Below are 20,862 nucleotides of genomic sequence, written 5' to 3' on the forward strand. Positions count from 1 at the left end.
CCTGCCAGCAAGCCGCCGAGTGCAGTGCAGCGGCGTTGCCCATCCGCAGATACGGCAGCGCGCCGGGCATTCCCCGGCGCGCCGTGCGGCCTTCAATCAAGATCGAACTTGATGCCCTGGGCAAGCGGCAGCGAGTCGGAGTAGTTGATCGTATTGGTCTGGCGACGCATATAGACCTTCCACGCATCCGAGCCGGATTCGCGGCCACCGCCGGTTTCCTTCTCGCCACCGAACGCGCCACCGATTTCCGCACCCGAGGTGCCGATGTTGACGTTGGCGATGCCGCAATCGCTGCCCGCAGCGGACAGGAACTTCTCGGCCGCCTTGAGGTTCTGGGTGAAGATCGACGACGACAGGCCCTGCGGCACGCCGTTCTGCAGGTCGATCGCCTCGTCCAGCGTGCTGTACTTCATCACGTACAGGATCGGTGCGAAGGTCTCGTGCTGCACCACCGCGTCGCTGTTCTGCAGCCCGGTGACAATGGCCGGCAACACGAAGTTGCCGGGGCGATCGATCGCGGTGCCGCCCACTTCGACCGTACCGCCGGCTGCCTTGGCCTTGGCGATCGAGGCCAGGAACTGCTCCACCGCACCCTGGCTGTTGAGCGGGCCCATCAGGTTGGCCGGGTCGGTGGGGTCACCGATCTTGCTGTCGAGCTGCTTGTACGCCTTGACCAGCGTGGCCAGCACGTTGTCGTGGATGGATTCGTGCACGATCAGGCGGCGCGTGGTGGTGCAGCGCTGCCCGGCGGTGCCCACCGCACCGAACACGATGCCCGGGATGGCCAGCTTCAGGTCGGCGGTTTCGTCCAGGATGATGGCGTTGTTGCCACCCAATTCCAGCAGGCAACGGCCAAGACGATGCGCGACCTTCTCGGCGACCACGCGGCCGATCTGGGTCGAACCGGTGAAGCTGATCAGCGGCACGCGGCCGTCTTCGACCAGCTTCTCCGACAGCGTGGTGCCGGCATCGTTGATCAGGAAGAAGATGTCCGGGAAGCCGGCGTCCTTCAATGCCGCATTGCAGATCTTCATCGTCGCGATCGCGGTCAGCGGCGTCTTGTTGGACGGCTTCCAGATGCAGATATCGCCGCAGATCGCCGCCAGAAACGCATTCCACGCCCACACCGCCACCGGGAAGTTGAACGCGCTGATGATGCCGACCAGGCCCAGCGGCTGGTACTGCTCATACATGCGGTGGCCCGGCCGCTCCGAATGCATGGTGTAGCCGTAGAGCATGCGGCTCTGGCCGACCGCGAAGTCGGCGATGTCGATCATCTCCTGCACTTCGCCATCGCCCTCGGGCTTGCTCTTGCCCATTTCCAGCGCCACCAGCGAGCCCAGCGCATCCTTGTGCGCGCGCAGCGCCTCGCCACACAGGCGAACGGCTTCGCCACGACGCGGCGCCGGCGTGGTCCGCCACACCTTGAAGGCGGCCTGCGCACGTTGCACGATCAGCTCGTAGTCTTCCGGCGTGGTGGCCTGCACATCGGCGATCACCGCGTTGGTAGTCGGATTGAGCGGCTGCAGCACCCCGGCGCCGGTGGCCTGCGACCAGGTCGCCTCGCCAAGATAGGTACCGGAATTGGACGCGGCGAGGTCGAGCGCCTTGAGCAGGTCAGCGGACATGGGATCTCCAAATGTCGGGACGGTCGCGTGGCGGCCAGGGCCCCCGCGACACGGGTAGCCACCGATTTTAGCAGGCTCCGCCGACCACCCACCGGCTTGGCAATCGCAACGATCGTGCGACAATGCCGCCCTTGGCCCCGTAGCTCAGCTGGATAGAGCGTCCCCCTCCTAAGGGGAAGGTCGCCCGTTCGAATCGGGCCGGGGTCACCAGGAATCAGACACCTGGGCTGCGAGTTCGCCAGCCCGTGGCAGTTCAGTGGATAAGTGTCCTGCCTGTACCGGTAGTGCCAGTCTCGTCAAGCGACACGTTGAGGGGATCCGGTGTGCGAATAGCTGGACGCGCAGAACAATCAGGCGCCTCTCACGACCTTTATCAACGACTGGGTGGGAGAGACGTGGGAAGACCCGTCGATGCGGGCGGTGAAAGCACAACGTCATTGCCGACCGCGCAGAACCGTACCGCCTGCGGCACGCACCGCGCGGCGTTCTGGCCATTACGGTGGGCGTCGATACGCAGGACAACCGACTTGCGGTACACATCGTGGGATGGGGCAGGGGCATGGCCGCGTGGACGCTGGACTACGTGGAGCTGCCAGGTGACCCAGCCGAGGAGGCTGTGTGGATTGCGCTGACCGATTTGCTCAACCGGCCGATTGAGCGCGAGGACGGCGCGCAGCTGCGGCCGATGGCCACTGCGATCGATGCCGGTGGCCATCGGACAGAGGCGGTGAAGCACTACGTGCGCCAGCGGCTGATCTCTCGGCCGATGTGCATCTTTGGCGCCGTGCCGAACAACGCCCCGATCCTTTCGAAGGGAAAGCTGGTCGACGTCACCTGGCGAGGGCGAACCGACAAGCGCGGCATCACGATCTACCACGTAGGCAGTGTGGCGGCGAAGCACTATTTGTACAGCCGGCTGTCAGTAGATGCTGAGCGGCAGGCCGATGCGCGCCTGGTGCACTTCAGCGATCAGCTGCCGCCGGAGTTTTTCCCGGGGCTGGTGTCGGAGGTCTACAACCCCGTGAAGAATAGGTTCGAGAAGAGGGTCCTGCGTAATGAACCCCTGGACACATGGGTCTATGCGTACGCGGCAACACACCAGCCAGAAGTGCGTCTGCATAGGTATACAAAAGCCGACTGGGATCTAGCGGAGGAAAGGTCGCTCCCTTGCCTCGCAGGATCACGCGTGCCCGACTCTGATGATCTGATAGATGCAACACCAGATAGAACCGATTCCCGTGGAACCATCGCCGTCACCCAGGTGCGCAATGTGGGCTTTGGCCGCGACGGCTGGGGGCTGTGATGTCAAAACGTGCCGAATCAAATGATCAGCTTCGAGTTCGTATGATCAGTGCTATGCAGGAGGATATCGGGATCAGCACTCAGATGGCTTTACCGTTTGTTGAATCAATCATGCGATGCTTCGCTGGCGAGCGCACATATTTTCCTGCCATTCCACGCTCATATCCTACGGAGGACATTGCCGCGATGTTGTCAGCGGGTGTCCCCGTCAAAAGCGTTCTAAGCAGATTTAATCTTTCGAGATCAAAGTTACACGCCTTGTTTCCAGGAGGGCTTCCGGGAAAAGATGCCCGATGCCCGGTTGGCGGAAAAAGTGCTCATCGATAAGAGGCTTGGGATTTTCTGACAGCCACATTGGGGTGGTCCAGTGTCTCCAAGAAAACCGATACCCCTGTCAGCAGCGCGCTATTCTTAGGCCCAACAATTACCTCGACGATTGGGTTGATATTTCCATCGCGTGAGAAGTTGATGTCCACATAAGCACATGGAGTTCCCTGCTTCATCAGGAAATTCAGTTTGGATGGCCCGCATGGTTCGCCAAAGGCCGAGCCGCCGACGCTCACCAGCTTGCGAGCATTGTTGCTGTCGAGGTAATTAAGTGTATGTAAGAGTCTTACCTCTTGTTCTTCTCTGAATGCAGGGTTCTTGAACGAAGCTAAGTCTATGGCAAGCGTGTAGCAGGCCTCGAGGAAATCGGCGCTGAACTTTTCCTCGGCGTCAGATTCAACGCTAGCTATAGCTCTAACCCATCTCTCAAGTTCACTCAGTTGCTCAACCTCGCTGTAAAGAACTCGCAGCGGTCGAGCCTGAAGTTGTGCAAGGTCCTCGGCACGGAATCCAACGGCATAGCCTGTTCCATCCTGTGAGTAGGCGCGCCATTGGCTTAGTACGTCGCCGTCGGTAGAAAGGCAAGTGGCAAGGGGTGCGGCAAGAATATTTATATGTTTAAGGATTGCATCAATTTTCGCCAATAGATCCTGGTCTATTTCTCCATTCAACTTTTCACGAACTCTTTCCCATATACCATATCCCCAATGCATTTCAAGAAAGTCATTCATTGAAAATATATCACTGAAACGTAAAGTTCGGTTTGTGCAAATTGCCAGTAGGGTCTCGGCGGAGCAGTAGTGATAGAGGGTTTCCCCTTTGCTTGGTTGGTAAAGCCTACTGGTTAGCATTGTTATTATTCTCCGAACAAACTTGGGTCTGGATAAATTAGTTAAAAAACCGGTCCCGAGAAATGCTCGGCCGTTTGGAGTGATGTCGAGTATGGAGAAAAGAAGCTTAGTCGAAGCTTGGGGTCATGTAGATCAAAGCTGGCGATATGATGAGCTCCTGCTCCTCGCGTCTTGCTAAAAAGCCTAATTCTGAGATCCTCGGTATTTATCTCAACAGAAAGCCCGAGCAAGTCTATTTCGTACAGCGATTCAGTTACAACGTGCTTCTTATCTGGGAAATTATTTTTGTATTTTTCGTTGTAATGAGGCTGAAAATATCTAATAAGGGCGGCTTCCGCTAGCGCAATCTCCATCTTTGGCGATATTTTTTCTTCGATCTGACGGATATCTTCCATCGCGTCCCGATCATTATCAGGATCTAAGGACTTATCCGCTCCATTGAAGTGAATCATTGCCATTGGAGGCTGGTATTGAACCATTACAATAAGCGCCTCCGAGTCCGGCTCGTCGGAGTTTATGTCTGCTAATACCTGCTGCAGCGTGGAGTGGCCTTCCAGCCGGTCTTTAGCGGAGCGATTGCCGTCCCCATAGGCCATTCCAACATAGACTACTTCGCATTCATGGATCCAAGGCGAGTCCGTCCAATCTGCTACTCGCGGAATAAAGTGGGCGGGGAGCGTAAGGACGCGCAAGCCCTGCTCGTCAATTAGGTCGATCGTCCGGTGGGGATAAGGAGCGTACGAAATTTTGTATAAAGGCTCACCCACCATGCTGAATAATATTGGCTGATCCCTACCGGCAACTCGGCATGACAAGGAGCCCTTGGTGACGCCATTTTCCCAAGTCAGTGAATCAGGCACAAACGAAAGTCTTGGCCTTTTAACGATCAGGTAGATGTGGCAGTCATTGGCTATATCGAGAATCTCTTGGCTCTGTTTTTCGATATGTCCAATGTCTTTTGCGTGTATTAAGAGGGTATTTTTGGTGTGGAGGTTAAAGGCGATTTCAGTGAAAAACTTGCGTTCCATCGTGGCTCCCCTATTTCCTTAGCCTAAGAAAAAGCATCTTGTCCGAGATGCTGGCAGATTTAAGGACAAAGTACTTCGGAAGTCTTTACTAATCAATCATTTGGGTCCGCGCATATCTATGGTTCTGCGTAGATTGGGGCCACGTGCACTCCTAGCCTGACTTCTTATGAAGACGGCTCAGGAAATGCTCATCACCTATCAGCAGGCAGAGATTGCCGTGCTGCAAGGGCAGAGCGTTCGGTTCGGTGAGCGCATGCTTACCCGCGCGGATCTGGCCGAGATCCGCAAGGGCCGTCAGGAGTGGCAGGCCGCCGTTGACCGGCAGGCCTGTACTGGCCGTCGCGCTCGCTGGGCGACGGTTGATTTCGGTGGCCGGACTTGATGGCCACCGCTGCTGTTGCCCGCGACCGGCTGAGCGTCGCCATTTCCCACGACCGGAGCGTGCGTGCCATTGAGGCCCGCGCGGCCGATGTCGTCACTGCTAAGGAAACCGAGCTCGCTCAGCGCAACGAGCAGTTGCGCGTACTAGCACGCGCCCATGAGGTGACCCGCCCATCGCGCAGCCGCAAGCTCGCGCGCGACTGGGGCAGCGGCAATGCGATTGCCGGCATGGACGCCCGACAGCTGCGTGACCAGGCGCGCCACCTTGAGCGCGACCTGGATCTGGCCGACAACGCACTCAACGTGCTGGTGCAAAACACCGTGGGCTCGGGCATCGACGTGCTGTCTGCACCGCGCTTGCCAGGCCAGCCGATCAACCGCGACCTGGCCCTGCAGCTGGATGAGCTGTGGGACGTGTGGTGGGACGCGCCCGAAGTGACGCGCGCGCATGACTATGGCGCGTGCCAGCAGTTGCTGGCACGCAGCTGGCTGCGTGATGGCGAGGCGTTCTACCAAGACCTGAGCGGCGTTGTGCCGTATCTGGAGCATGGCGGCGGTGTGCCTTACAGCATCGAGATGTTGGAGGCCGATCTGGTGCCGCTGGACTTCAACGACCCGGCCCGCAACATCCTGCAGGGTGTTGAGCGCAACGCGTGGGGCCGCCCCGTGGCCTACCACGTCTACAAGCAGCACGCAGGTGACCCGCTGGGGTGGACCACTTAGACCAAGCGCGTGAGCGCCGAGGTTATGCACTGCATTGCCAACCTCAAACGCCTGCACTAAGTGCGGGGTTTGAGCGTGTTTGCCAGTGCGATATCGCGCTTTGAAGACGTGAAGGACCACGAGGATTCGAGCGCATCGCGGTCAAGGTGGCGGCGTCGCGGTACCGTCTTCGACAACGGTACTGGTCAAATCTATCGAGAACCTGGGCACCGACCGCTGCAGTCATGTCGCGGGACAAACACTCGCATAGCGTGCCAGCGTCCACAGCGCTTCGTTGGATCGTCACCCATGCCGCACCACCCGCACCCCCACCGGCCTTGCAAACTTATCCATCGCCACCGATGAGATACGGCTATGACGCAGCAGGCTACCAAGCTGCTCGGGAACGCCCAGACGTTGATCGACTTCCGGTTCCAGCACGGTGCGGCGGCGTTTGCGCCGGTCGGCTTTGGCGAAGCGCAGGCGGTTGTACTCGGCCCAGCCGACGGTGGTGATGGCGCTCATCAGTGCGATCACCGGCAGGGCGCCGAGCGCGAACGGGTCCAGTGCGTTGTGCTTGAGATACAGCTCCGTGTAGGCGCTGCGCAGGCCGAAGAACCAGGCGATCAGCGTTGCCAGTGGTGCCCACAGATAGAAGTAGACCATCCAGGCGCCGGCAGTGGCGGCGCCGTATGCGAGGCGGCGCGAGCGGCCGAGGCGTTGCGGCAGGTTGATGATGGGCGGTGTCATTGGATTCCTCGGTCGGGGCTTTTCCAGCGGGCGCGTTTGCTGCGACGCGCGAGCAGGGCACGGGGGAAGGCGATGACGGCAGTGAGCATGCCGATCATCCAGAAGGCGACCGGATACCAGATCACCCAGAAGAACTGGCGCGCCAGGCCTTTTTCGTAGCGGCGTTCGATTACCAGGCTGGTGGCGAACTGCATCAGGCATACCACTGCCAATACCAGGCCATGCCAGCGCGGCAGGATGGTGTCGATGTACAACGCAGGCGGCATGGCGATGAACTTGCCGAGCAGCCACAGCACGATGATGAAGAGCATCGTGTAGGCCCAGGCCAGGCTGAGCGCGTATTCCAGCAGCACGCCCCACATGCGTCGGCTGCGCCAGGACAACACGCGGCGGCCATGACTCAGCAACACTTCCACGCCGCCGCGTGCCCAGCGCAGGCGCTGCATCCACAGGCCGCGGAAGGTCTCCGGCATCAGGATCCAGCACAGCGCGTTGGGCTCGTAGCGGATATCCCAGTCGTCGAGCTGCAGACGCCAGGAGATGTCGATGTCTTCGGTGACCATGTTGTCGGACCAGAAGCCGACGTGATGCAGCGCCGAGCGGCGAAACGCGCAGATCACACCCGACACGGTGAACAACCGTCCGTAGACCCGCTGCGCACGCTTGATCAGCCCCACGATGGCGGAAAATTCGCCCACCTGCATGCGGCCCATCAGCGTGGTGCGGTTGCGCACGCGCGGGTTGCCGGTGACGCCGCCGACGCGCGGGCCGGAGATCAGGTGGCCGACCATCCAGCGCGTGGCATTCGGGTCCAGGATGGCGTCGGCATCTACGCACACCAGATAGTCCGAGCGCGATGCCAGCGTGCCGACACGCAGCGCGTTGGCCTTGCCGTGGTTCTGCTCCAGATGCACCACGCGCAGGCGCGGATGCTGGTGGGTGAGGTCCTCGAGCGCTTCGGCCGTGTTGTCGCTGCTGCCATCGTTGATGGCGATGATCTCGAAATCCGGGTAGTTCTGCGCGCTCATCGCGGCGATGGTTTCGCCGACATGCTTGGCCTCGTTGTAGCAAGGCACCAGCAACGACACGAACGGCTCGCTGGACAACGGTGGCGGCGATGAAGGACCCGGCGTGCCGCGTTCGCGTCGCAGGTAGTAGTACGTGCCTCCGATCATCCAGAAGAAGGCCATGATGATCGGATAGAAAAACGCGAAGTTGAACAGAGCGCCCAACAGGAGGCTGGTCGTCATCGGTTACCGCTCGATATAAGGGAATTGCCGAGCCGACATGGCCTCGCGCGCTTCGGGAAGAGACGGGTGGCCGCCGATGAAGTCGTCGGGGTAATACGCCAGATGGCGCACGCCCGCAGCCAGGAGCAACTTGGTGTGTTCGAGCAGCACACCATCGGGTAGAGGCTTGCCGGTGCGCCAATCCACGGTCTGCAGTTCGAAGATGGTGTTCTCGAAGCCACGCGGCTGCTGGCCGACACGCTGCGCCAGCTGCTGCAGCCACCGCTGCGGGTCGTTGGCCTGCTCCATGTACGGCATCGCCATCAACGCGGTGTAGTCGTAGGCAGATGCAAACGCGTCCAGGCGCTGTGCAAACCAGACCTCGCTCTGGGGCTCCAGCACTGGCTGCGCGAACAGGTTGCGCACGGTCACCAGCTTGGGGCGCCAGCGTTCGGCGGCCGCTTTGAGTTCCTGGGTGAAGCCGATTAGCTGCTGCGTGCGTTTGGCTGGATCGCCATCGCCGTAAGCACGCACTTCGTCGTCGCGCAGATAGGCATCGTCATGGAACAGCAGGCCTTCGAAATACGTATTAGCGGCAAGGTCTTCGTAGATATCCGCGACCAGCTGATGCGTACGCGGATTGCCCGGATCCAGGCGCGGCACATCCTTCGGATCCTTGCCACGAATCTGCAGTGCGGCCTGCTGCTGGGCATCGGGCAGATGGAAGCCCAGCACCGGCAGCCAGGCGAACACGCGCACGCCTGCACGGGTGCGCAGCTGCCAGGCGACGCGCCCGAACAGATCCGCACGCATCGGCAGATGACGGTTGGGGAAATACAGCGCATCGGCTGCGCCATCGCCGTCCGGGTCGGCGAAGGCTTGCAGGAACACATGGCTGGGACCGATGTCCTTGACGCGCTGGACCAGGATGTCGAGGTTGCGTTCCAGCTGCGCCGGATCCGGGTCGTAGACGTAATCCAGATCGATCTGGATCGCACGCAAGCCATCGCGCGATAGATCGCGTCGCAGTTCGCCGGCCAGATCGCGCACATCGGGATTGTTGAACAGCAACAGGCGGCCAAGGCTGGCCAGCGATTGCCCATCCACGCGATCGCGGCCTTGTTGACCGATATCGGCTTCGTGCGAGCGGCCTTCCAGATCGAAGCTGAGCGTCATGCCCAGTTGCGCGGCAATGGCGTTGCTGGCGCGGTTGTACGCGGCATACGGCCACACCATGGCGCGCGGCGGCTTGCCCAGATGCGCCACGATCGCGTCGCGGCTATGGCGCAGATCGGTCTGGATGCGTTGGCGATAATCCGCTTCGCTCTCGTAGCCCTTGCCTGCATCCCAGCGACGGGTGACCGCAGCAGGCGTCTGATTGCCGAACGGATTGCCGGCGATGCCTTTGTGCAAGTCATCGCTATGCGAGCCGATTTCGATCAGGCCGCTGTCCTGCATCTCGCGCAGTTGCGCCCAGGTGACGAAATCATCGTGAGTGAAATCGCGATGGCCGTAGGGCACCACTTGGCCAACCGGCAATTCGACCCAGCTGGTGACGGGGGCGACCAGCGCGGGATAACCATAGGCCTGCAATAACGGGAACACACGCGTGTAGACGCTGCGCAAGCCGTCGTCGAAGGTGAGTAGCACCGGCCTGGAGGGCAGGGCACGCTTGCCGGCACGTGCGTCCAGCACTTGCTGCACGCTCACCGGGTGATAGGCATGCGAGCGCAGCCAATCCAGATGCGCGGCGAAGTTGCTGGTGGACACCGCATAACGATCGGGATCGCCCTTGGCGGCGACATCGTCGCGAATATCGTGGTAGCTGAGCACCAGCAGGCCCGCCTGCGCCGACGACGCGAACGTCATCAGCAGCAAGGCGACCAGCAACAGCGGCAGGCGGATCAAGGCGTACCTCCCCATCGGAAATCCAGGTCGAATCCAAGTTGTTGTTCGCGCTGGCCGTCGTAGACGGGGCGCGACCAGCTCACGCCGTAGCTCAGCGCACTGCCGTCGCCCAGCGACCACAGGTGCCGATAGGCCGCGCTGGGCACCCACTGGCTGCCGAAGCCGGATTGATAAGTCGGACCGGCAGTGACTTCCAGCCGCTGCCGAAAGGCGTAGTCGTAGCGGCGCCAACCGATCTGATCGATGCGCACGCCGGCGGCCACCGCAGAGCTGCGGCGTGGATTGAAGTAATTGACTGCGCGCTCGTCTTCGGCGCGTCCTGCCGAGGCGGCGAACAGGCCGTCGAGCAGCACATGCGGGCTGGCCCACAGGCGTTGGCTTCCCGAAAGATCCAGCTGGTCGCGCCGATTGCCATCGCTGTAGCGCAACTGGCGTGCCTGCAATTCCCAGCGGCTTTCGTCGTTGGGTGTCCAGCGCACGGCGGCACCGATGCTGTCGCCGGTGATGCCGAAGCGGCGTGCCTGCAATGAAGCTTCTGGATCACGCGTGCGCCAGGCGACGCTGCCATACCAGGCATCGGAAAAACGCCAGCCGGCATCCAGCGCCCAGGCGGTGCCGTCGCGATCGAATGCATCGAGCGCACGTCCGCCGTAAGCGCTGAGATCCAGCCGGTCGTAGTGGTAGTGCGTGCCCAGCCAGAAGCTGCGATAGCGCACGCGCGTGTTCTGAAAATCGGCCCAATCGTCGCGTGCGCGCAAGCCCACACGCCAGCCCTCGCCGAGAAACGGCGATTCGGCTTCCAGCAACGTACTGCCGAAGTCGTTGCCGAGCGGCGAGGTGCTGTTGGTCAGGGTGTCGTTGTCGCTGCGTCCGCGCGCATGGCTGAGATGTACCTGCCAGCCGCGTTGCCGTTCCAGCGAAGCGCCAAGCCGTTGCAGGCCGGCATCGTCCGGGTATTCGTTGCGAAGCGACGCAAACGTGGCATCGGCCAGATCCAGACGATCCAGAACGCGCTGCGCTTCCACCACGCCACTGCGGGCCTGTTTCTGATGCGGATCCAGCGTCAGCGCAACCGCATTACGTTGCAACGCTTTGGTGGGTTGCCCGCGACGAAACTCGATCGAGGCCAGTGCGGCCTGTAGCTCTGCATTGTCGGGACCGATGGCCACGCGCTCGCGCAGCAAGGCGTCTGCGTCGCGGTTGTCGTTCGCTGCAGAGCGTGCAGTGGCCAGTGCGATATCTGCACTGAAGCGATCCCAGTTTTCGTAACCGCTGGCCGCACCCTTGCGACGCGGCCACGGCGCTTGTGTGGTCGAGAGTTTTTCGAACAGTGGCATCGCCAGATCGAAGCGTTCCTGCTCCAGCAATGCGTAGCCGAGCAGGAGCTGGGTATTGAAGTCGTTCGGGTTGTGCTGCAAGGCTTGCCGAAGCACGGCTTCGGCTTCGGCCGGGCGACGCAGGCCCATCAGCGAATCGCCGACCGTTGGCAACACATACGCGGGAACATCGATGCCTTCGGCTTTTAATGCCTGATAGTTGGCCACCACATCGCGATGGTGCTGACGCTGGTTGAGTGCAACCAAGGAGTCGACGCGCAACCGCGTGGCTTCCCATGTCACCTTCGGCGGTGCTTCGCGCTCGATGCGGGCGACATTGACCAGGGCCTGATCGGTTTCTGCATAGCGATGCGCGGCATCGATCGGTTCGGCACTGGCCCAACCGATCATGCGGGCGACGCGATCGTTTTCGATGCGCTCGCGCTCTTGCTGCGAGAACCAGTCCGGATGCCGCCAAACGGCCTCCGCCGCAAGCTGCGCGCTGCCGAGGTCGGTCAGCGTGATCGCACGCATGGTGTAGGCACCGCGGTCGCGTGGGTCTTGGCGTAGTACACGTTCGTAGATGGCGAGCGCATCTGCATAGCGCCGCTGGCCGCGTAACTGCTCAGCCTGCTGCATGGGAGTGTGGGCAATGGAGGCGCCAGTCACTTCTGTCGGCCGCACTTCACCGCTGTGCGCCTGAGGCACACATGCGGCAATCAAAGCGAGGCTGAGCAGGGGAGTGAGTGCGCCTTTGCGGTCAGGACAGCCGCGACGCACGTGGTTGCGTAGGCAGGAGAGAAAGGGTGTTCATTAGCGTTCCAGGCGTATGACGACTGGCGATACTGCGTATGCCCATGTAAAGCCTATGTCGTCACGGAGCTAACGGGATCTTCATCGGTTGTGTTCGCTATAGTTTGTGATTTTTGTCACAAAAAAGCCTGGTTTGGTTTGAGAGATCACGTGTAGCTATCTAACAGCCAAGCGCCGACTTCGCTTAGGCAAGGAGCGTTATTTCGAATGCCATTTTTATCGTTTATTGGAAATTTCTCTAGAAAATTTCGTCATTCTGAGTGTGAATTGACCGCGAATTGGCGCCCAATCGAGTGAGTAAAATGATCAAAAAAATGCAGCGACTTGGTTTGATGTGCTGGCTGGTACTTTGCTACGCAGTAGCCGCCCTGGGAGCGGCGGCATCGATCAAAGCGGCGAGCTTCTACGCTGAGTTGCAGCGGCCGGCGTGGGCGCCGCCCGGGTGGTTGTTCGGGCCGGTGTGGACCACGTTGTACGGAATGATGGCGGTGTCGGCGTGGTTGGTCTGGCGGCGCGGTGGGTGGAGCAGTGCGCGTGGTGCGCTGAGTCTGTTCGTGCTGCAGTTGGGGTTGAACGGGTTGTGGAGCTGGTTGTTCTTTGCCTGGCACATGGGCGCCTGGGCGTTTGTCGATATCGTGGCGCTGTGGGTGGCGTTGGTGCTGACGATCGTGGCGTTCGCCAAGTGGCAGCGGGTTGCTGCGTGGTTGTTGGTTCCGTATCTGCTGTGGGTGAGTTTTGCGGCGGCGTTGAACTATTCGGTGTGGCAGCTCAATCCGCAGGTGCTTGGCTAAGGGCTGTATGGATCAAAAGTGGCTGATGCACTTTGCGTTCGGCGCAAGATGGGAGCGCGGCCGCTAGGCGGAATCAGCCGAATCCGACCTCGTCTGGCACCAGGTCTCCGCTACAGGATGCTGCGCAAGCACCGCTTGGCCTGGCGCATTAAAAGTTTCCATAGCAATCAATCGTTTGGGGCTGCGTCGCTTAAATCTTTGTCCTGCAAGGCTTTCTGTATAGGTGCGCGGTCGCGCATGGCTAACGTAATACGCGGTGCTTGACAGCCTTCGGCCCGGTGATGTCTTTTGCACACATGCCTAATGCTTTCGCCACCGCTTCGCTTACCTGTCAGCCGCAGCTGCGGCAGGGTGCGGGCGTGGCCGGCATTAGCACCACCATTACCACCGCCACCATTCGCCCGGTGCGGTCCGTCGTCTTCGCGTAATTTCCGAAAACAACGGCCCCGCACCCGGATCAGGATGCGGGGGTCTCCCTCTCTCACCTGAAGCGGACGGGGCCTCCCCAACGAGGTCTGTCGATGTCATCGCCTGTCGTTTCGTTCGAACCCGCTGCTGTTCCCGCGCCCGCTGCGCGCACCGTTGTGCACAAATTTGGCGGCACCTCGGTGGCCGATGCCGAGCGCTACCGGCATGTGGCGCAGCTGTTGCTTGCACGCGAGGAGACGGTGCAGGTCACCGTGGTGTCGGCGATGAAGGGCGTGACCGACGCGTTGATCGAATTGGCCGAACTGGCGGCGCAAGACCGCCCCGAGTGGCGCGATCGCTGGCATGAAACGCGGGCGCGCCATCGCGGTGCCGCAGTGGCGTTGCTGGGCGAACATTCCGGGCCAACGGTAGAGTGGCTGGACGAGCGCTTCGAGCATCTATCGCAAATCCTCGGCGCGCTGGCGGTGATCGGCGAGCTGCCACGCGAGGTGCTCGACCGCGTGCAAGGCCTGGGCGAGGTGTATTCGGCACAATTGCTCGGCGATCATTTCCGCGCGCTTGGTGAGGATTGCGCGGTGCTGGATGCACGCGATGTGCTGGTGGTCAATCGCGGCGAACTCGGCGTGGATGTGGATTGGGACGTCAGCGCGCAGCGCTTGCAGACCTGGCGCCAGGTGCATCCGCAGAAGCGCGTGGTGGTCACCGGCTTTGTGGCACGCGACCGCGCCGATCGCATCACCACCTTGGGGCGCAACGGCAGCGATTATTCCGGTGCGATCTTCGCGGCCTTGTTCGATGCCGATGAGCTGCATATCTGGACCGATGTTGATGGCGTGCTCTCGGCTGATCCACGCGTGGTGCCGGAAGCGGTACAGCTGGAAACACTGAGCTACGACGAGGCCTGCGAGCTGGCGTATTTCGGCGCCAAGGTGGTGCATCCGCAGACGATGTCGCCGGCGATCGAGCGCGGGCTGCCGATCATCATCCGCAATACCTTTCAGCCCGAACATCCAGGCACGCGCATCACCGCCAGCAGCAAGGTCAGCGGGCCGATCAAGGGGCTGACCTTGAGCCCGGATCTGGCGGTACTCAATCTGGAGGGCACCGGCCTGATCGGTGTGCCGGGCACGGCCGAGCGGGTGTTTGCGGCGCTGCGTGTGGCGCAGGTGTCGGTGGTGATGATCTCGCAGGGCTCGTCGGAGCATTCGATCTGTTGCGTGGTCAAACAGCACGAATCCGAGCGCGCGCGTAATGCCTTGCTGCAAGCGTTTGCGCACGAACTCACGGTCGGTCAGGTGCAGCGCGTGCAGCTGACCACCGGCATCAGTGTGCTGGCCGCGGTAGGCGATGGCATGGCTGGGCAACCGGGTGTGGCGGCGCGGTTGTTCGAGTCGTTGGGGCGTGCGCAGGTCAATATCCTGGCGATCGCGCAGGGCTCGTCCGAGCGCAATATCTCGGTGGCCATCGATGCGGCGCATGCGACCAAGGCCTTGCGTGCGGCGCATGCGGGCTTCTGGTTGTCGCCGCAAACCTTCTCGGTGGGCGTGATCGGGCCGGGCAATGTGGGCGCGGCGTTGCTGGATCAACTGCGCATTGCGCAGCCGCAATTGCTGGGCAAGGCCAACATCGATCTGCGCCTGCGCGCAGTGGTCTCCCGCGGCCGCATGTTGCTCGACGAGCGCGGCCTGGTCGGCAATTGGCGTGATGCGTTTGCCTCCGCAGCTACTGCCACCGATCTGGAGCAGTTCACCACGCATCTGCTGTCTGCACATCTGCCGCATACGGTGATCATCGATTGCAGCGGCAGCGCCGAAGTGGCCGATCGTTACGCGCAGTGGCTGGCTGCCGGCATCCACGTGGTGACGCCGAACAAGCAGGCAGGCTCCGGCCCATTGCAGCGCTATCAGGCCATCCGTGCGGCGGCCGATGCCAGCGGTGCGCGCTTCCGTTACGAAGCCACCGTGGGCGCGGGGCTGCCGGTGATCACCACGCTGCGCGATCTGGTCGATACCGGCGATGCGGTGACCTCGATCGAAGGCATCTTTTCGGGCACGCTGGCCTGGTTGTTCAACAAATACGATGGCAGCGTGCCGTTCGCCGAATTGGTGACGCAGGCGCGCGGCATGGGCTATACCGAACCGGATCCGCGCGACGATCTGTCCGGCGTGGATGTGGCGCGCAAGCTGGTGATCCTGGCGCGCGAAGCCGGGCGCGAGATCAGCCTGGAGGACGTGCAGGTCGAGAGCCTGGTGCCCGAAGCGTTGCGCCAGGCCAGCGTCGACGATTTCATGGCGCGGCTGCATGAAGTGGATGCGACGTTCGCGCAGCGCCTGGCCGATGCGCGTGCACGCGGCAATGTGCTGCGTTACGTCGCGCAGCTGCCGCCGGATCGTGCGCCCAGCGTTGGTCTGGTCGAGCTGCCGGCCGATCACGCGTTCGCCAATCTGCGTCTGACCGACAACGTGGTGCAATTCACCACGCGCCGTTATTGCGAGAACCCGCTGGTGGTGCAGGGGCCTGGCGCGGGGCCGGAAGTCACTGCGGCAGGTGTGTTTGCCGATCTGCTGCGGGTGGCGGCAGGCGAGGGGGCGCGGTTGTGAATCAGGCGGTTGCAAACCAGGCGGCTGTAAATCAAACGGCGCTAAATCAGACAACCGAAGCGGATCACGTGGCGACCGCGACGCAGGGCCTGCACGAAGCACGCGCCTTCGCACCGGCTTCGGTGGCGAATGTGGCAGTAGGATTCGATCTGCTCGGTTATCCGATCGATGGCGTCGGCGATACGGTGACGGTGCGACGCATCGATGCGCCACTGGTGCGTATCGCTGCCATCCGCGGCACCACCGTGGCCTTGCCGCTGGATGCCGAACGCAACACGGCGGGCGCGGCGTTGATCTCGTTGCGTGCGGCATTGGCGCTGCCATTCGGTTTTGAAATCGAGATCGACAAAGGCATCGCCTTGAGTTCGGGCATGGGCGGCTCGGCGGCCTCGTGCGTGGCGGCATTGGTTGCTGCCAATGCGCTGCTGGACGCGCCGCTGGGCAACGAGCAGCTCTACCAGTACGCACTCGATGGCGAGGCGGTGGCCAGTGGTAGCCGCCATGGCGACAACCTGGGGCCACTGTTTTTAGGCGGCCTGGTGTTGTGCACGTTGGAGCGGCTGGTGCCGATCAGCGTGCCGGCCGCGTGGCATAGCCTGCTGGTGCATCCGGACGCGGTGTTGGAAACCCGCCGCGCGCGCGAAGCCCTGGCCGGCGACTATCAATTGCGCGAGTTCGTCGCGCAGAGCACCAACCTGGCATTGGTGCTGGCTGGCTGCCATGCCGGCGATGCGGGCCTGGTCCGTGCGGGCTTGCGCGATGTGCTGATCGAGCCACGCCGCGCGCCGTTGATCGCCGGGTTCGCGGCTGCCAAGCAAGCTGCGCTGGATCACGATGCACTGGGTGCCAGTATTTCCGGCGCCGGCCCCAGTGTGTTCGCCTGGTTCGAATCGCGCGCGGCCGCCGACGCTGCGGCCGCATCGGTGAAGGCCGCATTCGCAGGCGCCGGCCTGGACAGCCAGCACTGGGTGTCTCCGATCGCCGGCCCGGCAGCGCGGTTGCTGGCATGAGTCGGCGCGCGCATGCAGTACTCGACCAACCACGCTTGCAGTGCACGCATGCCGTGCAACCTGCGACGCAGCATTCAACCGACCACCACCTCGCTGATCTGCATCACCGGCGCAAGATCGGTGTAGTTGGGAATGTCGCCCAGGATTTCCTCGGCATGCGGCCCGAAACTGGCGCCGAAGGCCTCCACCGATTCGCAGAAGATGTGGCACATGCCGATGTATGGCGGGGTGCTGCCCGGCTCGCCACTACTGATGCCTTTATCCACCGTGTAGCTGAGGCAGGCCGCGCCCATCCGTGCGCTCACCAGCGGCATGTGGGTGTCGCGGTAGTAAGCGTGGTCGAAGCGGGCGCCGTCGCGGTACGGGTACATCACGCTGACCTTGATCATCTGCCTGCTCCACGGAAAGGTGCCCGCAGCATAGCGCCGCGGCGCCAGCGGTGGATGCCCATCTGGCTCGGTGCGGCCAGTGCACCGACATCGGCCCAACCGCCCATCCCGGTCTCCGCGTTCTCGGTCAATGCCGCGTTGCCCACCTCGTTCTCGCTTTGTCTGGAGTCACCATGAACTTCATCTCCACCCGTGGCGGCGCGCCTGCCGCAAGCCTGAGTCAGGCGATCGCCGCCGGCCTGGCGCCCGATGGCGGCCTGTACGTGCCGCAGATCCTGCCGCCGGCACGCACGCTCGCTGCCGGCGCCGATCTGGCCGACACCGCCGCTACGTTGCTGCAGCCTTTCTTCGAAGGCGATGCGCTGGCAAAAGAGCTGCCGGCCATCTGCGCCGAAGCGTTCGACTTCCCGGCGCCGTTGGTGGCGCTGGCTACGCCCGGCGATTACGCGCTGGAGCTGTTCCATGGGCCGACCGCCGCATTCAAGGATTTCGGCGCGCGCTTTCTTGCCGCCTGCCTGACCCGCCTGCGCCGCGCCGAAGACCGCCCGCTCACCATTCTGGTCGCCACTTCCGGCGATACCGGGGCTGCGGTGGCTGCGGCATTCCATCGCCAGCCGGGCTTGCGCGTGGTGGTGCTGTATCCGGATGGCCGCGTGTCGCCGCGCCAGGCGCATCAGCTGGGCTGCTTGGGCGACAACATCCAGGCCTTGCGCGTGGCCGGCTCGTTCGACGACTGCCAGGCGATGGTCAAGCAGGCCTTGAGCGATGCCGCGCTGCAGGCACAGGTGCCGCTGAGTTCGGCCAACAGCATCAGCCTGGGGCGCTTGCTGCCGCAGATGAGCTACTACGCGCATGCCGCTCTGCAACACTATGCAGGCGCGGGCGCAGCGCTGAATCTGGTGGTGCCCACCGGCAATCTGGGCAACGGGCTGGCGGCGATCCTGGCGCGTGCGCTCGGTGTGCCGCTGGGCCGCATCGCGCTGGCGTCCAATGCCAATCACGTGTTGCCGGATTATTTTGCCGGCGACGATTACGCGCCGCAGCCCAGCGTGGCGACACTGGCCAATGCGATGGACGTGGGTGCGCCGAGCAATTTCGAACGCCTGCGTTGGCTCTACCAGGGCGACGATGCCGCGTTGCGCGAGGCATTCCGTGCGTTGTCGGTGGACGATGCGGCGATCCGCCACACCGTGCAGCAGCGCTTTGCGCGCTACGGCGAAGTGCACTGCCCGCACACCGCCACCGCCGTGCACGTGCTCGAACAACTGCGCGCAGAAGGGGCCGAAGGCGGAACGGGGGACTGGGCGGTGGCGGCCACCGCGCACCCGGCCAAGTTCGAGGGTGTGGTGGAGCCGCTGATCGGCCGTGAAGTCGAGATTCCACCGGCGCTGGCCGCGCTGTTGCAGCGTCCCGCACACGCCGAAGCACTTGCGCCGGACTACGCCGCCTTCCGGCAGCGTCTGCTTGCGGATGCGGCCTGACCCAACGCGTTCAGGCGCCAGGGGTTGGAAAGTTCCGCACATGAGGCTATCTCTATCGGGTGCGGGCCCGGCGTGGCGCCGCGTCCGCTGTGGGTTGTTGCATGTCTTATCGAGTGATCGCCGCTGCCATCGCCTTATGCGGTTGGGCAGCGGCTGGAACAGCCAGTGCGGCCGATGCCATTTCTGCCGCCCCATTGGCATCGTTGGGGACACCCAGCATGGGGTTGGTGGATGCCCTGGCACGGCAGGCGCCGTCGCTGGACCGCCAGGTGCTGGCCTTGGCTGCCGAGGCGCTGCAATGCGCGCGGCAGCGCCAGCAGGTGGGTGCCGAGCGCGTGCTCAGCGTTATCGACTACAGCCGGCCATCGACCGAGCGCCGGCTGTGGGTGTTCGATCTGCAGCGGCAGCGGCTGCTGTTTCAGGAATGGGTGGCGCACGGGCGCAACACCGGCAACAACCTGGCGGCGAAGTTTTCCAACGACGACGGCAGTTTCCAGTCCAGCCTGGGCGCTTTCACAGCGCAGGAGTCGTATACCGGCCACAACGGCTATTCGTTACGGCTGAAAGGCCTGGAGCCCGGGTTCAACGACCATGCGCGCGACCGGGCGATCGTGATCCACGGCGCGCCCTACGTCAGCGAGGCGGTGATCCGCTCCCAGGGCCGGCTCGGGCGCAGCCTGGGCTGCCCGGCCGTGCGACCGGCGGTGGCCAAACAGTTGATCGACACCTTGCGTGAAGGCGCCTTCGTGTTCGCCTACTACCCGGACCGTGCCTGGCTGCGCCAATCGCGGTTGCTGAGTGGCGGATGTGGCGCATCGGTGGCGAGTGCGAACGTGGGCGGGCGCTGATTCCTTAGCGTCTGCGTCGCGGGGCTGTCACCAGCGCGATCGGCCCGCAACGCTGACAGTGCTTTCAAACTGGCGCGTCGGTCACTCGGCGATGGGGTTACCGGAGCAACCTGCAACGCGTCGGCAGCGGTCTTCAGTGATCCGGTGCGGGCAGGCGTGCAGAAGTTATGTGTTTGGTGCTGCCGGCCGCGCCTGTTGGGTGCGCGCGCATTAGCTAAACGAACCGGTCTAACCAGAACCGCCACACCTCAAACCGTATCGCCGGCCAGGCTGCGCAGCGCCGCGTAATCCAGGATCTGCACCAGATGCAGTTGCGGCAGCGCAATCAGTTGCTGTTGCCTGAGCTTGGTAAAGGTGCGGCTCACCGTCTCCACGGTCAGCCCGAGATGGTCGGCGATATCGCTGCGGCTCATCGGCAGCGCCACGGTGTCGCCGCTGGCGCCGGGCTGGGTGGAGCGCGCCGCCAGCCGCAGCAGGAAATGCGCCAGCCGTTCGCTGGGTTGCAGGCGCGCCAGCAGCAGGCCGGTGTCCTGCGCGGTCGCCAGTTCCATGCTGGCGCGCTGCAGCAGCTTGCGTTCCAGCTGCGGGTAGCGATCGCGCAACTGGCGCATCTGTGTGATCGGCGTGCGGCAGACCCGGCTGTCGATGATGGCTTCGATATCGTGGCGGTGCTGCGGCGTTTCGGTCAGCCCGACGTAGTCGCCGGGCAACACGAACCCGGTGATCTGGCGGCGCCCGTCGGCCAACGTGCGTACCAGCCGCAGCGCGCCGGAGGTGACGGTGTAGACGTGATGGCGGCTCTCGCCCGCGCGCACCAGGGTGCTGCCGGGCGCATAGGTCTGGGCGTGGGTGGCCTGATCCAGTGCTTCCATTTCCTGTGGCGACAGCGCCGCGCAGATGGCCCGGCCGCGCACCGCACACTGCGCGCATTCGGAATGGCGCGCGTCGCTGCCTGATACGGCGCTTGGCACCGCACAGTTCGTGCTGGGATCTGAAAGCTGCCGGTACATGGGCCACGCATTGCCAAGAGGCGCTGCAATGATACGCCATGCGGTCAGCGCGGCCGCCAGCCGGTAGAA

Annotated in this window: 17 protein-coding genes and 1 tRNA gene; 9 read left to right on the forward strand and 9 right to left on the reverse strand. The window is 62.9% G+C overall.

Translation table 11 applies throughout. The features are described from left to right. Positions 1–92: 92 nt before the first annotated feature. The gene (gene amaB / locus AC1KVG_RS19365; protein WP_481095458.1) at positions 93–1,628 is read right to left on the reverse strand and encodes an L-piperidine-6-carboxylate dehydrogenase; all 1,536 of its coding nucleotides are present in this window, start codon (positions 1,626–1,628) and stop codon (positions 93–95) included. A 133-nt stretch (positions 1,629–1,761) separates the two neighbouring features. Between amaB and AC1KVG_RS19370 the strand changes: the two genes are divergently transcribed. After that, positions 1,762–1,838 (forward strand) — tRNA-Arg (locus AC1KVG_RS19370). Positions 1,839–2,115: 277 nt separating this feature from the next. Continuing rightward, positions 2,116–2,931, forward strand: a complete 816-nt coding sequence (locus AC1KVG_RS19375) for a terminase gpA endonuclease subunit (protein ID WP_481095483.1) — start codon at positions 2,116–2,118, stop codon at positions 2,929–2,931. A 316-nt stretch (positions 2,932–3,247) separates the two neighbouring features. Here AC1KVG_RS19375 and AC1KVG_RS19380 read toward each other — a convergent pair whose 3' ends face one another. Together AC1KVG_RS19380 and AC1KVG_RS19385 are read right to left on the reverse strand one after the other, a co-directional pair. Then, positions 3,248–3,988: a DUF2971 domain-containing protein gene (locus AC1KVG_RS19380; RefSeq protein WP_481095459.1), complete on the reverse strand. Its 741-nt coding sequence runs from the start codon at positions 3,986–3,988 to the stop codon at positions 3,248–3,250. 161 nt (positions 3,989–4,149) lie between these two features. Beyond that, complete coding sequence (locus AC1KVG_RS19385; RefSeq protein ID WP_481095460.1) at positions 4,150–5,136, reverse strand: hypothetical protein; 987 nt, start codon at positions 5,134–5,136, stop codon at positions 4,150–4,152. A 184-nt stretch (positions 5,137–5,320) separates the two neighbouring features. On the opposite strand from AC1KVG_RS19385, the gene AC1KVG_RS19390 reads away from it, so the two are divergent. Next, positions 5,321–5,518, forward strand: a complete 198-nt coding sequence (locus tag AC1KVG_RS19390) for a primosomal replication protein PriB/PriC domain protein (protein ID WP_481095461.1) — start codon at positions 5,321–5,323, stop codon at positions 5,516–5,518. Next, complete coding sequence (locus AC1KVG_RS19395) at positions 5,518–6,240, forward strand: phage portal protein (RefSeq protein WP_481095462.1); 723 nt, start codon at positions 5,518–5,520, stop codon at positions 6,238–6,240. The genes AC1KVG_RS19390 and AC1KVG_RS19395 overlap by 1 nt, the downstream gene beginning before the upstream one ends. Before the next feature lie 282 nt (positions 6,241–6,522). Here AC1KVG_RS19395 and pgaD read toward each other — a convergent pair whose 3' ends face one another. From pgaD to AC1KVG_RS19415, 4 genes are read right to left on the reverse strand one after another with little or no spacing between them, the layout of a single operon-like run. Next, positions 6,523–6,969 (reverse strand): poly-beta-1,6-N-acetyl-D-glucosamine biosynthesis protein PgaD, encoded by a 447-nt coding sequence (gene pgaD / locus AC1KVG_RS19400; protein ID WP_176341808.1) that lies wholly within the window; start codon positions 6,967–6,969, stop codon positions 6,523–6,525. Then, a complete protein-coding gene (pgaC, locus tag AC1KVG_RS19405) occupies positions 6,966–8,219 on the reverse strand; it encodes a poly-beta-1,6-N-acetyl-D-glucosamine synthase (protein ID WP_115038802.1) in 1,254 nt (417 codons plus the stop codon). Before pgaC ends, pgaD begins: the two co-directional genes overlap by 4 nt. Before the next feature lie 3 nt (positions 8,220–8,222). Continuing rightward, complete coding sequence (pgaB, locus tag AC1KVG_RS19410) at positions 8,223–10,121, reverse strand: poly-beta-1,6-N-acetyl-D-glucosamine N-deacetylase PgaB (RefSeq protein ID WP_481095463.1); 1,899 nt, start codon at positions 10,119–10,121, stop codon at positions 8,223–8,225. Beyond that, positions 10,103–12,061, reverse strand: coding sequence for a tetratricopeptide repeat protein (locus AC1KVG_RS19415; protein WP_481095464.1), 1,959 nt, complete (start codon positions 12,059–12,061; stop codon positions 10,103–10,105). The genes pgaB and AC1KVG_RS19415 overlap by 19 nt, the downstream gene beginning before the upstream one ends. A 476-nt stretch (positions 12,062–12,537) precedes the next feature. On the opposite strand from AC1KVG_RS19415, the gene AC1KVG_RS19420 reads away from it, so the two are divergent. The 3 genes from AC1KVG_RS19420 (at position 12,538) to AC1KVG_RS19430 (ending at position 17,065) form a co-directional block, all read left to right on the forward strand. Continuing rightward, the gene (locus AC1KVG_RS19420) at positions 12,538–13,026 is read left to right on the forward strand and encodes a TspO/MBR family protein (protein WP_481095465.1); all 489 of its coding nucleotides are present in this window, start codon (positions 12,538–12,540) and stop codon (positions 13,024–13,026) included. A gap of 521 nt (positions 13,027–13,547) precedes the next feature. After that, complete coding sequence (gene thrA / locus AC1KVG_RS19425; protein ID WP_481095466.1) at positions 13,548–16,055, forward strand: bifunctional aspartate kinase/homoserine dehydrogenase I; 2,508 nt, start codon at positions 13,548–13,550, stop codon at positions 16,053–16,055. 68 nt (positions 16,056–16,123) lie between these two features. Next, positions 16,124–17,065 carry a homoserine kinase gene (locus tag AC1KVG_RS19430; protein WP_481095467.1) on the forward strand — a complete coding sequence of 314 codons (942 nt, stop codon included), beginning with the start codon at positions 16,124–16,126 and terminating at the stop codon, positions 17,063–17,065. A 74-nt stretch (positions 17,066–17,139) separates the two neighbouring features. Here the strand turns inward: AC1KVG_RS19430 and AC1KVG_RS19435 are convergent, their stop codons facing one another. After that, positions 17,140–17,454: an EthD family reductase gene (locus tag AC1KVG_RS19435; protein ID WP_481095468.1), complete on the reverse strand. Its 315-nt coding sequence runs from the start codon at positions 17,452–17,454 to the stop codon at positions 17,140–17,142. Positions 17,455–17,627: 173 nt separating this feature from the next. On the opposite strand from AC1KVG_RS19435, the gene thrC reads away from it, so the two are divergent. After that, positions 17,628–18,935, forward strand: a complete 1,308-nt coding sequence (gene thrC / locus AC1KVG_RS19440) for a threonine synthase (RefSeq protein WP_481095469.1) — start codon at positions 17,628–17,630, stop codon at positions 18,933–18,935. A 101-nt stretch (positions 18,936–19,036) separates the two neighbouring features. After that, complete coding sequence (locus tag AC1KVG_RS19445) at positions 19,037–19,783, forward strand: murein L,D-transpeptidase catalytic domain family protein (RefSeq protein WP_481095470.1); 747 nt, start codon at positions 19,037–19,039, stop codon at positions 19,781–19,783. Positions 19,784–20,031: 248 nt separating this feature from the next. On the opposite strand, the gene AC1KVG_RS19450 is transcribed toward AC1KVG_RS19445, so the two are convergent. Continuing rightward, the gene (locus tag AC1KVG_RS19450) at positions 20,032–20,697 is read right to left on the reverse strand and encodes a Crp/Fnr family transcriptional regulator (protein ID WP_481095471.1); all 666 of its coding nucleotides are present in this window, start codon (positions 20,695–20,697) and stop codon (positions 20,032–20,034) included. Positions 20,698–20,862: the final 165 nt, after the last annotated feature.

The sequence above is a fragment of the Xanthomonas sp. NCPPB 3959 genome (genome assembly GCF_056675575.1).

Bases quoted from the DNA above. Each gene is read 5' to 3' on its own strand.
- amaB (WP_481095458.1), bottom strand. From the start codon at position 1,628: ATGTCCGCTGACCTGCTCAAGGCGCTCGACCTCGCCGCGTCCAATTCC.
- AC1KVG_RS19380 (WP_481095459.1), bottom strand. From the start codon at position 3,988: ATGAATGACTTTCTTGAAATGCATTGGGGATATGGTATATGGGAAAGA.
- AC1KVG_RS19385 (WP_481095460.1), bottom strand. From the start codon at position 5,136: ATGGAACGCAAGTTTTTCACTGAAATCGCCTTTAACCTCCACACCAAA.
- AC1KVG_RS19390 (WP_481095461.1), top strand. From the start codon at position 5,321: ATGCTCATCACCTATCAGCAGGCAGAGATTGCCGTGCTGCAAGGGCAG.
- AC1KVG_RS19395 (WP_481095462.1), top strand. From the start codon at position 5,518: ATGGCCACCGCTGCTGTTGCCCGCGACCGGCTGAGCGTCGCCATTTCC.
- pgaD (WP_176341808.1), bottom strand. From the start codon at position 6,969: ATGACACCGCCCATCATCAACCTGCCGCAACGCCTCGGCCGCTCGCGC.
- pgaC (WP_115038802.1), bottom strand. From the start codon at position 8,219: ATGACGACCAGCCTCCTGTTGGGCGCTCTGTTCAACTTCGCGTTTTTC.
- pgaB (WP_481095463.1), bottom strand. From the start codon at position 10,121: ATGGGGAGGTACGCCTTGATCCGCCTGCCGCTGTTGCTGGTCGCCTTG.
- AC1KVG_RS19415 (WP_481095464.1), bottom strand. From the start codon at position 12,061: ATGCAGCAGGCTGAGCAGTTACGCGGCCAGCGGCGCTATGCAGATGCG.
- AC1KVG_RS19420 (WP_481095465.1), top strand. From the start codon at position 12,538: ATGATCAAAAAAATGCAGCGACTTGGTTTGATGTGCTGGCTGGTACTT.
- thrA (WP_481095466.1), top strand. From the start codon at position 13,548: ATGTCATCGCCTGTCGTTTCGTTCGAACCCGCTGCTGTTCCCGCGCCC.
- AC1KVG_RS19435 (WP_481095468.1), bottom strand. From the start codon at position 17,454: ATGATCAAGGTCAGCGTGATGTACCCGTACCGCGACGGCGCCCGCTTC.
- thrC (WP_481095469.1), top strand. From the start codon at position 17,628: ATGAACTTCATCTCCACCCGTGGCGGCGCGCCTGCCGCAAGCCTGAGT.
- AC1KVG_RS19445 (WP_481095470.1), top strand. From the start codon at position 19,037: ATGTCTTATCGAGTGATCGCCGCTGCCATCGCCTTATGCGGTTGGGCA.